We start from the raw sequence: 13,897 nt of genomic DNA, 5'->3' as shown, positions 1-13,897 counted from the left end.
GACTCCTGACGCTCAGGGAGCGAGCTTGGCCGCAGCCGGGCCGGCGCTGGCCACGGGGCCCGGGCCGGTGCCGTTGCCACCGCCGTTGGCGCCGTTCGCGCCATTGCCGGGCGCTGCCGGGTCGGCCTTGGGCACGACCTCGGACGCGCGCACCAGATCGCCCACGCGCGCGCGCTGCGAGCCTTCGACCATCACGCGGTCGCCAGCGGCCAACCCGTCCAGCACCTGCCAGCGGCTGCCCAGTGCGCGGCCGACCTTGATGTCGCGCTTGACCAGCTTGTTGTCCGGCCCGACCACGATGGCCGAGGCGCTGCCGTCGGGCGCGCGCGTCACGCCCTGCTGGGGCACCAGCAGCGCATCTTCGGCCACGCCCTCCTGCAGGACGGCACGCACGTACATGCCGGGCATCAACATGCGGTCGGGATTGGGCACGACGGCGCGCAGCGTCACGCTGCCGGTGCCCGGGTCCACGGTCACGCCGCTGAAGGTCAGCCGGCCGGGGTGCGGGTAGGTGCTGCCGTCTTCGAGCAGCAGGCGGATCGGTGCCTCGTCGGACTTGCCGCGAGACAGGCGGCCACTGGCCAGATCGCGCTTCAAGCGCAGCAGTTCGGCGCTGGACTGGGTCACGTGCACATAGACGGGGTCGAGCTGCTGGATGGTCGTCAGCGGCGTGGCCTGGTCGGCGGTGACCAGCGCGCCGGAGGTCACGCTGGACATCTCGATCCAGCCACTGATGGGCGCCACGATGCGCGTGCGGTCCAGGTTGATGCGGGCCGTCTGTTCGGTGGCGCGGGCCACGGCGAGCTCGGCCTCGGCCTGCAGTGCAGCCGCCGCGGTCTGCTCGTTGAGCTGCTGGCTAATGGCGTCGATCTTCACGAGCTCGGCATTGCGCCTGGCCACACTGCGGGCCGTGGCGAGCGTGGTCTCGGCCTTGCGCACATTGGCCAGGGCGCTGGCGCGCGTGGCGTCGAAGCTGGCCGGGTCCAGCTGGTACAGCACCTGGCCGGCCTTGACCAGCGAGCCCTCGGTGAACAGGCGCTTTTGCACGATGCCGCCGACCTGCGGGCGGATCTGAGCCACGACAGGCGCCGCGGTGCGCCCGGACAGTTCGGTGGTGAAGGCCAGGCGCTCGGCCTTCAGCGTCACGACGCCGACGTCCTTGGCCTGCGGCGCGGCGGCCGCCTTGGGCGCGGCCTTGTCCGTTTCTCCCTTGGAACAACCCGCGACGGCCAGCGCCATCAGAAGGGGAACCAGCAGACGGTAGGGCTGCGCAAAGCGTGATTGGGTCGGCATGGATCAACGGGACGGCGCCCGCGGGTTGGTCGGTGGGGCTGAACGGCCAGTGCACAGGGTGTCGCTGTCGGCAAACGGTGGACAGCGCGGGCTGCGCCGAGTTCCCTGCCATGGCGCTTGGCGCGCCAGCTTTGCAAACCCGACACAATCCGTCGCTGCCCGGCCGCATGCAAGCCCGGTGCCAGACGGTCATCTCAAAAAAACACCGAACGATACACTTTCTGCTGCATTTCGGTGCGAGGGCCGAAGCAAATGTCCGGCTTGCGGCAACAGCCGATCGACGAGGAATCCCATCCATGCGCAATTTGCCCGACATCCTGGCCTTCGACACCTTCGGCACCGTGGTCGATTGGCACGGCAGCATCGCACGGGAGATTGCGGCCCTGCGCCCTGCCGTGGACGCCAGCGCCTTCGCCCTGGCCTGGCGCGCCGGCTATGCGCCGGCCATGCGGCGCGTGGCTTCGGGCGAGCTGGGCTGGACCTTGATCGACGACCTGCACCGCATGATCCTGGACGAGATCCTGCCGCGCTTCGGGCTGGCCGACATGCCTGAGGAGGAGCGCCGCCACTTGAACAAGGCCTGGCACCGGCTGGACCCGTGGCCCGACGCGGTGCCCGGCCTGGCGCGGCTCAAGGCGCGCTTCACGATCTGCACGCTGTCCAACGGCAACATCGGCCTGCTCACCAACATGGCCAAGCGCGCCGGCCTGCCCTGGGATTGTGTGTTGTCGGCCGAGGTGTTCCGCGCCTACAAGCCCGACCCGGCCACCTACCTGGGCGTGGCCAGGGTGTTCGACGTGGCGCCGCAGCAGGTCATGCTGGTGGCAGCGCACCACAGCGACCTGGCCGCCGCGCGTGGCTGCGGCCTGCAGACCGCTTACGTCGAGCGCCCGCTGGAGTTCGGCCCGGGCCAGCCCAAGGACGTCGCGCCCCAGCCGGGCAACACCTGGCACAGCCGCGACTTCATCGACCTGGCGGAGCAGCTCGGGGCCTGAAGACCGCACGCCAGCAGCATCTGCGCTGCGCGGCTAGGATGCCGGCACCATGACCGCTCTCTCCGTTCTCGACCTGTGCCCCATCACCGAGGGCGGCAGTGCCGCCCAGTCCTTCCACAACAGCCGCGATCTCGCGCAGCACGCCGAACGCTGGGGCTACCAGCGCTTCTGGCTGGCCGAACACCACGGCATGCCCGGCATTGCCAGCGCCGCGACCTCGGTCGTGATCGGCCATGTGGCGGCCGGCACGCGCACCATCCGCGTGGGCGCTGGCGGCATCATGCTGCCCAACCATTCGCCGCTGGTCATCGCCGAGCAGTTCGGTACGCTGGAGTCGCTGTTCCCGGGCCGTATCGACCTGGGCCTGGGTCGCGCGCCGGGGTCTGACCAGGCCACAGCCCGCGCGCTGCGGCGCGACGCGATCGAGACGGCCGACATGTTCCCGCAGGACGTGGTCGAGCTCATGCACCTGCTGTCGCCCGCCGCGGCCCACAGCCGCATCCAGGCCGTGCCCGGCACGGGCCTGCAGGTGCCGATCTGGATTCTGGGCTCCAGCCTGTTCGGTGCGCAACTGGCCGCCGAACTGGGCCTGCCCTACGCGTTCGCGTCGCACTTCGCGCCGGCCGCGATGATGGATGCGGTGGCCATCTACCGCGCGCGGTTCAAGCCCTCGGCGCAACTGGCCAAGCCGCATGTGATGCTGGGATTCAATGTGTTTGCAGCCGACACGGACGAGGAAGGCCGTTTCCTCGCCACCTCGATGCAACAGGCTTTCGTGAACCTGCGCAGTGGCCGCCCGTCGCGGCTGCAGCCACCGCGTGAGGGTTATGAAGAAGGATTGACGCCGCCCGAGCGCGCGATCCTGTCGCAGACGCTGACCTGTGCGGCCATCGGTTCACCAGACACCGTGCGCCGCCAGGTCCGGGACTTCGTGGCCCGCACCGGCGCCGACGAACTCATGATCACTTCGCAGATCCACGCGCATGCCGCGCGGCTGAGGTCCTACGAGATCCTCGCCCAGGTGCAGGCCGGTTGAGCCTTACCACTCGCCGATGCTGCGCACGCGTTGGTCCGGGTCCAGTTGGTCCCAGTTGCTGGGCAGCGGCGGGACGTAGGCCGGCGGTGCGGGGACGGCCGCAGCCGGCGAGCCATGGGGCGCCGGCACCGGATGGCCTGGCCGGGAAGGCGGGCGGGACGGCGGCGGGTCGTAGGGGCGGAACATGGCGGCATCTCCTGCTGTGCGGGCCGGGCCAGTGTAGGCAGCGCACCATGAAGTTTTCGTGACTTTTGTCCACATCCCCGCCTTGTGACACAAGGACACACGGGCCAGCGCAGCGCGCCATGGCGGCCTTTCTACAATGCGCGGTTTTCCTCGAACAGCCCCAACCCATGAGCGCCGACAACTTGTCCCCTGCCACTGAGCCTGCCGACGCCGTCGCCGAGGGCAAACCCGGCAAGAGCCGCAGGCGCCACCAGCGCCCTGACCCGGCCGCGCAAGCGCGCCGCGGCCGTCCCGTGCATCCCGTGCTGGAGCAACTGGCCGCGCTGCATCCGCAGCTGTTTGGCTCCCGGTTCCTGCCGCTCAAATTGGGCACCTTCCAGGACATCATGGAACGCCACGCCGGCGTTTTCGAAGCTGCCGCGCTGAAGGAGGCGCTGGGCCAGCACACGCGCTCTACTCGGTACCTGGAGAGCATCGCACGGGGTGTGCCGCGCCATGATCTTGACGGAAAGCCTGCCGGCGAACTCGCGATCGACCACGTGCACCACGCCGCGATGGAGCTGTTCCGCAGACGCCAGGCCCGCAGCACGGAAGACCTGCAGCCTGCGATGCGGGCACGCCTGCGAGAACTGTTCGTCGCCAGCGGCCTAGACCGGGCCGGCTATGCAGCGGCGGCCAAGATCAACCCCGATGTGCTGGGCGCCCTGCTGGACCAGTCGGACCTGGACCAAGCCGGCGAGATCGCGCGCCGGGAAGCGTTGATGCGCGCTTTCGAAGCCAGTGGCACGAGCATGGAAGCCTTTGCCGACAGCTATGGCATGCAGCCCGGCGTGGTGGCCAAAGCGCTGGCCCAGGCCGCGGACGATCGCCGCGTCAAGGCCGCACGCTAATCACTTTGCCGGAGCGGGCATCACCAACACCGGGTTGTCGGTCTTGGGCACGATGGTCACTTCGGACTGCCCAGGCGGCACGACCACAGTTTCGACTTCGCGGATCACGCCGCCGCCGGCCACGCTGCCTCGCGCATTGCCGTAGCCGAGGACGCGGGCCGTACAGGCGGCGTGGTCCTCGCCGCCTAGCGCTTCGCAGCGGCGCATGGCATTGGCCGTCAGTTCTGGCGACGGCGCCGTGCCGATCTCACCCTTGCGCTTGTCGGCGGCAGCGTTGGCCGCCTCGCGCAGGCAGGTGTCCTGCGCCTGCTGCGTGGCGCCGTTCATGCAGGCGGCGCGCTCACGTTCGAAACTGCCGGACCGGTCGATGCCCGTATTGCCAGGCTCGGAGATCTGGGCCGGTGGTGCCGGCTGTGCAGGCGCGGAGATCTGTGCCGTGGCAGCGCCCACGGCCAGGACACAGACCAAGCCAAAGGACAGGAATGAGGTACGGGCGCTGCCGTTGTGGCGTTGGGGTGCGGACATGGTCAGCCTCTCAGGTGTTTTTCGGAATACAGCAAGTCTATGTTTCCAGCCGTTTGCACCAAGCCGGACGGCACCGGCCCCTGCGCCCTCCCAGGCGCTTGCCCCCCTGTAGGACAAGCGCCCCGGGGCTACACTTGCGCGCTTCTTGTCTAAGGCCCCACCATGCTCACGCTCTATTACGGTGCCAACACGTGCGCACGCGCTTCCCACATCGCTCTGGCCGAAAGCGGCGCAGCGTATGGACTGGTCAAGCTCAACTTCCTGGAAGGCGAACAACGCAAGCCGGCCTACCTGGCCGTGAACCCCAAGGCGCGCGTGCCGGCGCTCGTCACGCCGCAGGGCACGCTGACCGAGACGCCCGCGATCCTGGCGTTCATCGCACAGAGCTTCCCGGCAGCGCATCTGGCGCCGTTGGACGACCCCTTCGCCTTCGCGCAACTGCAGGCCTTCAACAGCTACCTGTGCGCCACGGTCCATGTGGCCCATGCCCACCGCTTCCGGGGCGCGCGCTGGTCGGACGACCCGGCCGCGCAGAAGTCCATGCAGCTGAAAGTGGCGAGCAACATGCGCGAGTGTTTCGAGTTGATCGAAGCGCACATGTTCAAGGGGCCCTGGGTGCTGGGCGAGACCTATTCGGTGGCCGACGCCTACCTCTACACGATCGCGAGCTGGCTGCCCGGCGATGGCGTGGACTTGGCCGGGCTGCCCGCCACCCACGCGCACCACCAGCGCATGGAACAGCGCCCGGCCGTCCAAAAGGCGCTGGCGGAAGAGGCCGGCGCGGCCTAGCCGCCTGCGCGCTTGACCGTGTATCCCTGCTTGCGCAGGGCATCCATCACCAATGTGCAGTGGTCGCCCTGCACCTCGATCTGCCCGTCCTTCACCGTACCGCCCGAGCCACAGGCGGCCTTGAGCTGCTTGCCCAGCGCCAGCAGCGCCTGCGCATCGACGGGCACGCCCTTGACCACCGTGACGCCCTTGCCCTTGCGACCCTTGGTGTCCAGCGACACGCGGACGATGCCATCGGTCTTGGGTGGGGCCGCCTGCCGGCAGGTGCATTGCGCGATGGGCTGGCGGCAGTCCGGGCACATGCGACCGGCTTCGGTCGAATAGACCAGGCCGCCGCGGCCGGCGGCCGGCTTCACAGCGCCCGGCCGAGCCGCGCGATGCCTTCCTCGATCTTGGCGAGGTCGGCCGTGGCAAAGCTCAGGCGCAGGGTGGAACGGTCGGGCTCTGCGGCGTAGAACGGCGCGCCGGGCACGAAGGCCACCAGTTGCTCGATGGCACGCTGCGCGAACTCGGCCGCGTCGCGCCCGCCGTTCAGCCGGGCCCAGAAGAACATGCCGCCTTGCGGCGGGTTGAAACCGATGGCATCGCCCAGCTCGCGCTGAAGGCTCTCGGCCATCACGCGGGCGCGCTCGGCGTAGACCTTGCGCACCGCCGCCAGCGCGCCGTCCAGTCGGTTCAGCGTCAAATAGTGCGCGGCCGTGGCCTGCGTCAGATTGGAGGTATGTGCATCGCTGAACTGCTTGCACATGGTGGCATTGGCCAACAGCGCCGGCGGCGCGATGAGCCAGCCCACGCGCAGGCCGGGCGAGAGGATCTTGCTCATGGAGCCGCAGTGCGCCAGCCAGTCGCGGCTGCCCGGCACCTCGCCGGAGAGCGCCAGCATCGACGGCGGCGGCGGCTTGCCGAAGTACAGCTCGCAATAGGGGTCGTCCTCGACGATGAGCGTCCGGGTGCGCGCGGCGATCTCAAGGATGCGCTTGCGCCGCTCCAGGCTCAGCGTGGCGCCGCTGGGGTTGCCGAAGGTGGGGATCAGGTAGACCAGCTTGGGCTTGTGTTCCTCGATCAGCCGCTCCAGCACGTCGACCTGCACGCCATCGGCATCGATGGGCGCGCCGATCAGGTCGGCGCCATAGAGCCGGAAGCACTGGATCGTGGCCAGGAAGGTCGGCGCCTCGACGATGACCTTGTCGCCCGGCGAGATCATGGTTTTTCCGATCAGGTCCAGCGCCTGCTGGCTACCGGTGGTGACGATCAGGCCCTCGGGGGCGACCTTCACACCCTTGTTCGCCATGAAGCCGCTGAGCTGCTCACGCAGCGGGCCGTAGCCTTCCGTCGCGCCGTACTGCAGCACCGGGCCCGGCGTGTCCTTGAGCACGGCGGCGGCGGCCTGGGCAATGCCCTCGGCATCGAACAAGGCGGGGTCGGGAAAGCCGCCCGCGAAGCTGATGATGCCGGGCTTGCCCAGCAACTTGAACAGTTCGCGGATGGCAGAGGTCTCCACGTTCTTCAGACGGTCGGCAAATTGCACGCTGCTTCTCCTTGTTGTCGTGGTCAGAACCCTGCGGCCAGGCCGTCGCGGCGCGCGTCGCTGGCGGCCACGTAGCCCTCGACCTTGGGGTCGCCCGCGCGCCAGATGAACTGGCCGGCGCCGAAGTCCTGGTAGGAATCGTTGATCACGTCCAGCTGGTGGCCGCGCGCGGCCAGGCCCTGGATCGCGGCCGGGTTCATGGCCGCCTCGACGTTGAGCTCCAGCCCGGCATTGAAGCGCCAGCGCGGCGCGTCGCAGGCAGCCTGCGGGTTCTGGCCGTAGTCCAGCATGCGCACCAGCGTCTGCATGTGGCCCTGGGGCTGCATGTTGCCGCCCATCACGCCGAAGCTCATGACCGGCTGGCCGTCTTTGGTGAGGAAGGCCGGGATAATGGTGTGGAACGGCCGCTTGCCGGGCGCGACCTGGTTAGGACCGGCCTGCAGGCTGAAGCCATGGCCGCGGTTCTGCAGGCTGACGCCGAACGTGGGCTCGACCACGCCCGAGCCGAAGCCCATGTAGTTGCTCTGGATGAAGCTGACCATCATGCCGTTCTCGTCCGCCGCGGTCAGGTAGATGGTGCCACCCTTGACCGGGTTGCCGGCCGCGAAGTTCTGCGCGCGCTTCATGTCGATCAAGCGCGCGCGCGAGGCCAGGTAGGCATCGTCCAGCATCTGCGCGGGCGTCACTTCCATCGTGCGGCCATCGGCCACGTAGCGGTAGACGTCGGCGAAGGCGAGCTTCATGGCTTCGATCTGCACATGCTGCGAATCGACGCCATCCACGGCCATGCCGGCGATGTCGAACTTCTCCAGGATGCCGAGCGCGATGAGCGCGGCGATGCCCTGCCCGTTCGGCGGAATCTCGTGCAGCGTGTAGCCGCGGTAGTCGCGCGCAATGGGTGTGACCCACTCGGGCTGGTAGCCGGCGAAGTCGCCCGCCGTCAGGCTCCCGCCGTGGGCCGCCGAATACTTTTCGATCGCGGCCGCAATCTCGCCGCCGTAGAAGGCGGTGCCCTTGGTCTCGGCGATGGCCCGCAATGCACGTGCCGCAGCCTTGAACTGGAACAGCTCGCCCACCCGCGGGGCGCGGCCCCAGGGCAGGAAGCCTTCGCTGAAGCCGGGCTGCACGCGCAGCTCTTCGGTAGCGGCCTCCCACTTCTGCTGCACCACCACGGGCATCAGGTAGCCGCGCTCGGCGATCTCGATGGCCGGCTGCAGCAGGTCGGCGAACGGCAGCTTGCCGAAGCGCGTGGACAGGGCCGTCCAGGCGCTGACGGCGCCCGGCACGGTGACGGAATCGATGCCGCGCTTGGGCGGCGTGGTGGCGTCAGCGCCGTACTTCTTGCGGAAGTACCCGGGCGTCCAGCTCGCAGGTGCCGTGCCCGAGGCATTCAGGCCGTGCAGTTCCTTGCCGTCCCACAAGATGCAGAAGGCATCGCTGCCCAGGCCGTTGCTGACCGGCTCGACGATGGTCATGGCCGCGGCCGCGGCAATGGCGGCATCGACAGCATTGCCGCCCTGCTGCAGCATGCGCAGGCCGGCCTGTGCGGCCAGCGGATGGGAGGTGCTGCAGACGTTGCGCGCGAACACGGGCGTGCGCACGGAGGTGTAGGGATTGGCGTAGTCAAAGTGCATGGGAGGTCCAGTTCGGATGAAGGCGCGTCAGTTCAGCGTGATCTTGCGTTCGACCACGACAGCTTTCCATTTGGCGAGGTCGGCCGCGACCATCGCGGCGAACTGGCCGGGCGTGCCGCCTTCGGGCTCGATGCCCAGGCGCGCCAGTCGCTCGCGTGCATCCGCATCGGCCAGGGCCTTGTTGGCAGCGGTATTGATCCGGGCCACCAGGGCGGGCGGCAGCGCCCGGGGGCCGTACAGGCCGAACCAGGTGCTGGACTCGAAGCCCGGCAGCGTCTCGGCGATCGCGGGCAGCTCGGGCGCCATCGGCGTGCGCCGCAGCGAGGTGACGCCGAGCGCGCGCAAGCGGCCTTCGCGCACATGCGGCAGGCCGGTCGGGAGCGAATCGAACAGCACGTCGAGCTGGCCCGCGGCCAGGTCGGGAATGGCCAGGGCCGTGCCCTTGTACGGAATGTGCACGAGGAACAGGCCGGCCTGCGCCTTGAACAGCTCGGCCGTCAGGTGGACGATGGTGCCGTTTCCGCTGGACGCATAGTTGAGTTTGCCCGGCTGCTGGCGCGACAGCGCGATCCATTCCTTGACAGTCCTGGCCGGCGAGCTGTTGGGCACCAGCATGATGCTGGGCGCATTGCCGACATGGGCGATCGGCGTGAAATCGCGCACCGTGTCATAGGGCAGGCGCGGGTTCAGGACCGGGCCGACGGAGTGCGTGCTGGTGGTCGCCAGCAGCAGCGTGTAGCCGTCCGCCGCAGCCTTGGCGACCTGGTCGGAACCGATCGCGCCGCCAGCGCCCGGTTTGTTGTCGACGATCACCGTCTGGCCCAGCTGCTCGCCCAGTTTGGTGGACAGGATGCGGGCGAACAGGTCGGTGGCGCCGCCGGCGGGGAACGGCACGACCAGGCGGATCGGCTTGGTGGGATAGGCCGCATCGGTTTGGGACCAAGCCGGTGCGCAGCACAGCGAGGCGGCCGCCAGCAACAGGGAGAACAGGGGTTTCATGGGTCGCGGCATCGGCACCGGTCCGCGCCGCGTGGCGGACCTCCAGTCCCGATGCGTCGGCGATTGTAGGACGCCGGTTTTCGTAGACTCCCCGCGATGGACGCCTCCGACATCGACTGCTTCTTCGCCACGCTGCAGGCCGCCAATCCGCAACCCGTCACCGAGCTGGAATACACCAGCGTGTTCGAACTGCTGGCGGCCGTGCTGCTGTCGGCCCAGGCCACGGATGTGGGCGTGAACAAGGCCACGCGCCGGCTGTACCCCGTGGCCAACACGCCAGCAAAGATCCTGGCGTTGGGCCTGGAAGGGCTGGAAAGCTACGTCCGCACCATCGGCCTGTACCGCAGCAAGGCCCGGCACCTGATGGCCACTTGCCAGATCCTCGTGGAGCAGCACGGCGGCCAGGTGCCGCGCACGCGCGAGGCCTTGCAGGCCCTGCCCGGCGTGGGACGCAAGACCGCCAACGTGGTGCTGAACGTGGCCTTCGGCGAGCCCACCATGGCGGTGGACACGCACATCTTCCGCGTGGCCAACCGCACGGGCCTGGCGCCGGGCAAGACGCCCGAGAAGGTGGAACAGGGATTGCTCGAACGTGTGCCGGCGCGCTATCTCGTGGATGCGCACCATTGGCTGATCCTGCACGGCCGCTATGTCTGCCAGGCGCGCAAGCCGCAGTGCTGGCGCTGCGCCGTGGCGCGCTGGTGCGACTACACGCCCAAGACCACGGCGCCCTGATCCAGGCCGCCGTCGGACAGCCAGCTGGCCAGGGCGTCGGCGGGCATCGGCCGGCCGTACAGGTAGCCCTGCACGATGGAGCTGCCGCGCTCGGCCAGCAGCTGCGCCTGCTCGACGGTCTCCACGCCCTCGGCCACCACCGTCAGCTTCAGGCTGTCGCCGATGCGCAAGATGGTGTTGGTCAGCGTGCGCGCGGTGGCGCTCTCGGTCAGGTCGCGCACGAAGCTTTGGTCCAGCTTGAGCTCGTGGATGGGCAGCCGGTGCAGGTAGGACAGGCTGGAATAGCCCGTTCCGAAATCGTCCAGCGACAGGTGCACCCCCATCTGGCGCAGCGCATGCAGCGTGGCCAGCACGTCGGGCGTGGCGTCCAGCAGCATGCTTTCGGTCATCTCCAGCGTCAGATCGGCGGCGGTCAAACCGTTGGATGCCAGCAGGCCGCCCACGCGGGCCACCAGGCCCTCGTCCTGGAAGCTGTGCGTGGACATGTTGACTGCGACCCGCGCGACATGCAGGCCGGCGCGGCGCCACTGGCCCATCTGCCGGCAGGCCTCGGACAGCGCCCAGCGGCCCAGGTCGACCACCATGCCGGCCTCCTCGGCCAGCGGGATGAAGCGGGCCGGTGGCACCTCGCCCAACTCCGGGTGGATCCAGCGCGCCAGCGCCTCCACGCCGTACAAGGTGCCGGAGCGGCGGTCGATCTGCGGCTGGTAGTGCAGGCGCAACCCGCCGTCGCGCAGGCCGTGGCGCAGTGCGGCCTCCAGCGCGACGCGCTCGCGCGTGCGTTGCTGCATTTCCTCGTTGAAGAAGCGCGCGCCACCGCGCGTGGTGCCGGACTTGGCCTGCACCCTGGCCATGTCGGCATGGTGCAGCAGGGTGTCGATGTCGGTACCGTCGTCCGGGAACATGGCCACGCCAATGCTGGCCGCAGGCTGCAGCGTCACGTTTTCCAGGGTGAGCGGCGCGGAAAGGGCCAGCAGCAAACGCTCGGCCGCCGTGGCCGCCTGCTGGACCGAGCAGGCCGGCAGGATCACCGCGAATTCGTCGCCGCCGAGCCGGCCGGTCAGGTCGATGCTGCGTACACAGCGCATCAGCCGCCCGGCGATCTCGCGCAGCATCGCGTCGCCGGCCGTGTGGCCCTGGGTTTCGTTGACGAGCTTGAAACGGTCCAGGTCGATGCACAGCACCGCCATCGGCGTGCCCGACTGCGACTGCTCGGCCAGCACCAGGATGGCGCGGTGCTTCAGCGCGATCCGGTTGGCCAGGCCGGTCAGCATGTCGAACGAGGACAGCTGCTCCAGCCGCAGGCGCGCGCGCTCGCGCTCCAGCTCCAGCGCGCACAGTCGCACACAGATCTCGGCCAGCCGCAGGTGGAACGGGCTGGGGCTGCGCCGCTCGCGGAAGTACATGGCGAAGGAGCCGATCACCTTGCCGTCGCTGGCGCAGATCGGGCAGGACCAGCAGGCCCTCAGGCCGGACGGCAGCACCAGGTGGCGGTGCTGGTCCCACAGGGCATCGCTGGCGATGTCGGTGACCTCGACCGGCTCGCCGCGCCAGGCCGCGCAGCCGCAGGAGCCGGCTTCCGGCCCGATCGGCTCACCTTCCAGCGCTTCGCCCAGGGAGACCGGCAAGCTGGGGCCGGCCAGCGGATGGACCAGGCCGTGCTCGTCCACGGCCAGCACCGAGCACAGCATCTCCGGCGCGATGCGCTCGACTTCTTCGCAGACCAGGTTCATGAGCTCGGCCACCGGCAGCTCGCGCACCATGGCGTCGAGCGCGCGGTGTTGCAGCACCTCGTGCATCTTGGTCAGCGTGATGTCCGACAGCACGCCGACCAAGTGCTCGGCCTTGCCAGCCGCGTTGCACACCGCGTTGGCGACGATGGACGTCCACAGCGGCTGGCCGCTGCGTGTGTAGAGCAGCAATTCGAGACGGAAGCTGGAAAGATGCGCCGGGTCGAGCACCGCATCGAGCGCCTGGCGGTCGGTGGACGGGCCGGCCAGCATGTCGACCGCGCGCTGGCCGCTCAGGTCGTCGAGCGTGTAGCCGAACAGGCGCGTGAAACCGGGATTGACATAGAGCACGCGGACATCCGGTCCGCAGACGACAACGGCGTTGTCGGTTTGCTCGACAACCAACGAAGCCAAGGCTTGCGTGCGGTCATCGTCTTGCATCGCCGCAGTTTATCAGCGCCCCTGGCCGCCGTCCGACACGCCAGCGCCCTCGAAACTGGCCATCTCGCGCAATAAAAGGCTGGCCGACTGCAGCAGCGGCCAGGCCAGCGCAGCGCCCGAACCCTCGCCCAGGCGCAGGCCCAGGTCCAGCAGCGGGCGCGCACGCAGGTGGGCCAGCGCCACGCCGTGGCCACGCTCGCCGGAGACATGCGAGAACACACAGTACCCCCGCACGGCCGGTGCCAGCGCCTGCGCCACCAGCACGGCGGCGGTGGTGATGAAGCCGTCCACCAGCACCACGCGGCGCTCGCGCGCGGCCTGCAGCACCATGCCGACCAGGGTCGCGATCTCCAGGCCGCCGAAAGCGGCGAGCGCCTGCAACGGCGTCTGGGCGTCGGCATGGCGCACGCACACGGCCTGCAGCACACGCAGCTTGTGCGCCAGCGCCTCGCCCGCGACGCCGGTGCCCGCGCCCGTGCAGTCGGCGATGTCCGCCCCTGTCAGCCGGGCCGTCAGCAAGGCCGCGGCCGAGCTGTTGGCAATGCCCATCTCGCCCAGCAGCACCACATTGCCCGGAAGCGCACGCACCAGCTCCATGCCCTGGACGATGGCGGCCTCGCACTGCGCGAGCCGCATGGCCGGGCCGCGCGCCGCATCGGCCGTGCCGCGTGAAGTCTTGCGCACCTGCAGGCCGGGCCGCGCCTGGCCCGCGGTCGCAGCCAGGAAATCATGGTCCACGCCGCAATCGACCACCGTCAGCGCGATGCCGTGCTGGCGTGCCAGCACGCTGACGGCGGCGCCCCCGGCCAGAAAGTTTTCCACCATCTGCCAGGTCACCTCTGGCGGATAGGCCGACACGCCCTGCTGCGCCAGCCCGTGGTCGGCTGCGCAGACCACCAGTTGCGGCGCCTGCAGCACCGGCGCGTCGGTATCCAGGACCAAGCCCAGTTGCAGCGCGAGCTGCTCGATGCGGCCGAGCGAGCCCTGCGGCTTGGTCTTGCCGTCCAGCAGGCGCTGCAGCTGGGCGCCGCGCGCGGCGTCGCCGACCTCCGCAATGGCAGGCAGGCGCAGGGTGGAAAGGCGGTCAGGTGCGTTCACCCTATGCATTGTCGCGGC

14 protein-coding genes are annotated in these 13,897 nt (G+C 69.4%); 5 read left to right on the top strand and 9 right to left on the bottom strand.

The window, feature by feature from the left end:
* Positions 1–12 precede the first annotated feature (12 nt).
* The gene (locus ASF43_RS16505) at positions 13–1,293 is read right to left on the bottom strand and encodes an efflux RND transporter periplasmic adaptor subunit (RefSeq protein ID WP_082497898.1); all 1,281 of its coding nucleotides are present in this window, start codon (positions 1,291–1,293) and stop codon (positions 13–15) included.
* 296 nt (positions 1,294–1,589) lie between these two features.
* Between ASF43_RS16505 and ASF43_RS16500 the strand changes: the two genes are divergently transcribed.
* The gene (locus ASF43_RS16500) at positions 1,590–2,288 is read left to right on the top strand and encodes a haloacid dehalogenase type II (protein ID WP_056183205.1); all 699 of its coding nucleotides are present in this window, start codon (positions 1,590–1,592) and stop codon (positions 2,286–2,288) included.
* A 49-nt stretch (positions 2,289–2,337) separates the two neighbouring features.
* Complete coding sequence (locus tag ASF43_RS16495) at positions 2,338–3,324, top strand: LLM class flavin-dependent oxidoreductase (protein WP_056183203.1); 987 nt, start codon at positions 2,338–2,340, stop codon at positions 3,322–3,324.
* 3 nt (positions 3,325–3,327) lie between these two features.
* On the opposite strand, the gene ASF43_RS30750 is transcribed toward ASF43_RS16495, so the two are convergent.
* Complete coding sequence (locus tag ASF43_RS30750; RefSeq protein WP_156373340.1) at positions 3,328–3,510, bottom strand: hypothetical protein; 183 nt, start codon at positions 3,508–3,510, stop codon at positions 3,328–3,330.
* Between the two features lie 167 nt (positions 3,511–3,677).
* Between ASF43_RS30750 and ASF43_RS16490 the strand changes: the two genes are divergently transcribed.
* On the top strand, positions 3,678–4,400 hold the full coding sequence (locus ASF43_RS16490) for a ProQ/FINO family protein (protein WP_082497897.1): 723 nt from the start codon (positions 3,678–3,680) through the stop codon (positions 4,398–4,400).
* On the opposite strand, the gene ASF43_RS16485 is transcribed toward ASF43_RS16490, so the two are convergent.
* Positions 4,401–4,925 carry a hypothetical protein gene (locus tag ASF43_RS16485; protein WP_082497896.1) on the bottom strand — a complete coding sequence of 175 codons (525 nt, stop codon included), beginning with the start codon at positions 4,923–4,925 and terminating at the stop codon, positions 4,401–4,403. It abuts the gene before it with no gap.
* Positions 4,926–5,087: 162 nt separating this feature from the next.
* Between ASF43_RS16485 and ASF43_RS16480 the strand changes: the two genes are divergently transcribed.
* Positions 5,088–5,714, top strand: a complete 627-nt coding sequence (locus ASF43_RS16480; protein ID WP_056183197.1) for a glutathione S-transferase family protein — start codon at positions 5,088–5,090, stop codon at positions 5,712–5,714.
* Here the strand turns inward: ASF43_RS16480 and ASF43_RS16475 are convergent.
* From ASF43_RS16475 to ASF43_RS16460, 4 genes are read right to left on the bottom strand one after another with little or no spacing between them, the layout of a single operon-like run.
* Complete coding sequence (locus ASF43_RS16475) at positions 5,711–6,070, bottom strand: translation initiation factor Sui1 (RefSeq protein ID WP_056183194.1); 360 nt, start codon at positions 6,068–6,070, stop codon at positions 5,711–5,713. The two genes, ASF43_RS16480 and ASF43_RS16475, sit on opposite strands and share 4 nt — an antisense overlap.
* Positions 6,067–7,242, bottom strand: coding sequence for a PLP-dependent aminotransferase family protein (locus ASF43_RS16470; protein ID WP_056183191.1), 1,176 nt, complete (start codon positions 7,240–7,242; stop codon positions 6,067–6,069). The genes ASF43_RS16475 and ASF43_RS16470 overlap by 4 nt, the downstream gene beginning before the upstream one ends.
* Before the next feature lie 23 nt (positions 7,243–7,265).
* A complete protein-coding gene (locus ASF43_RS16465) occupies positions 7,266–8,876 on the bottom strand; it encodes a gamma-glutamyltransferase family protein (protein ID WP_056183188.1) in 1,611 nt (536 codons plus the stop codon).
* A 27-nt stretch (positions 8,877–8,903) separates the two neighbouring features.
* Positions 8,904–9,875, bottom strand: coding sequence for a tripartite tricarboxylate transporter substrate binding protein (locus ASF43_RS16460; RefSeq protein WP_056183185.1), 972 nt, complete (start codon positions 9,873–9,875; stop codon positions 8,904–8,906).
* A gap of 96 nt (positions 9,876–9,971) precedes the next feature.
* Here ASF43_RS16460 and nth point away from each other — a divergent pair, with 96 nt between their 5' ends.
* The gene (gene nth / locus ASF43_RS16455; RefSeq protein WP_056183182.1) at positions 9,972–10,610 is read left to right on the top strand and encodes an endonuclease III; all 639 of its coding nucleotides are present in this window, start codon (positions 9,972–9,974) and stop codon (positions 10,608–10,610) included.
* On the opposite strand, the gene ASF43_RS16450 is transcribed toward nth, so the two are convergent.
* Positions 10,583–12,781 (bottom strand): EAL domain-containing protein, encoded by a 2,199-nt coding sequence (locus ASF43_RS16450; RefSeq protein WP_056183179.1) that lies wholly within the window; start codon positions 12,779–12,781, stop codon positions 10,583–10,585. The two genes, nth and ASF43_RS16450, sit on opposite strands and share 28 nt — an antisense overlap.
* A 12-nt stretch (positions 12,782–12,793) precedes the next feature.
* A complete protein-coding gene (gene cobT / locus ASF43_RS16445; RefSeq protein WP_056183177.1) occupies positions 12,794–13,888 on the bottom strand; it encodes a nicotinate-nucleotide--dimethylbenzimidazole phosphoribosyltransferase in 1,095 nt (364 codons plus the stop codon).
* Positions 13,889–13,897 lie beyond the last annotated feature (9 nt).

It is taken from the genome of Pseudorhodoferax sp. Leaf267 (assembly GCF_001422405.1).
In the GTDB taxonomy this organism is placed as follows: Bacteria; Pseudomonadota; Gammaproteobacteria; order Burkholderiales; family Burkholderiaceae_C; genus Pseudorhodoferax.
This window is presented reverse-complemented; position numbering and strand designations above follow the sequence as displayed.

What these genes read in the sequence shown, in the direction of transcription:
- ASF43_RS16505 (WP_082497898.1), bottom strand. Translation starts at nt 1,293, where the DNA reads ATGCCGACCCAATCACGCTTTGCGCAGCCCTACCGTCTGCTGGTTCCC.
- ASF43_RS16500 (WP_056183205.1), top strand. Translation starts at nt 1,590, where the DNA reads ATGCGCAATTTGCCCGACATCCTGGCCTTCGACACCTTCGGCACCGTG.
- ASF43_RS16495 (WP_056183203.1), top strand. Translation starts at nt 2,338, where the DNA reads ATGACCGCTCTCTCCGTTCTCGACCTGTGCCCCATCACCGAGGGCGGC.
- ASF43_RS30750 (WP_156373340.1), bottom strand. Translation starts at nt 3,510, where the DNA reads ATGTTCCGCCCCTACGACCCGCCGCCGTCCCGCCCGCCTTCCCGGCCA.
- ASF43_RS16490 (WP_082497897.1), top strand. Translation starts at nt 3,678, where the DNA reads ATGAGCGCCGACAACTTGTCCCCTGCCACTGAGCCTGCCGACGCCGTC.
- ASF43_RS16485 (WP_082497896.1), bottom strand. Translation starts at nt 4,925, where the DNA reads ATGTCCGCACCCCAACGCCACAACGGCAGCGCCCGTACCTCATTCCTG.
- ASF43_RS16480 (WP_056183197.1), top strand. Translation starts at nt 5,088, where the DNA reads ATGCTCACGCTCTATTACGGTGCCAACACGTGCGCACGCGCTTCCCAC.
- ASF43_RS16465 (WP_056183188.1), bottom strand. Translation starts at nt 8,876, where the DNA reads ATGCACTTTGACTACGCCAATCCCTACACCTCCGTGCGCACGCCCGTG.
- ASF43_RS16460 (WP_056183185.1), bottom strand. Translation starts at nt 9,875, where the DNA reads ATGAAACCCCTGTTCTCCCTGTTGCTGGCGGCCGCCTCGCTGTGCTGC.
- nth (WP_056183182.1), top strand. Translation starts at nt 9,972, where the DNA reads ATGGACGCCTCCGACATCGACTGCTTCTTCGCCACGCTGCAGGCCGCC.
- ASF43_RS16450 (WP_056183179.1), bottom strand. Translation starts at nt 12,781, where the DNA reads ATGCAAGACGATGACCGCACGCAAGCCTTGGCTTCGTTGGTTGTCGAG.
- cobT (WP_056183177.1), bottom strand. Translation starts at nt 13,888, where the DNA reads ATGCATAGGGTGAACGCACCTGACCGCCTTTCCACCCTGCGCCTGCCT.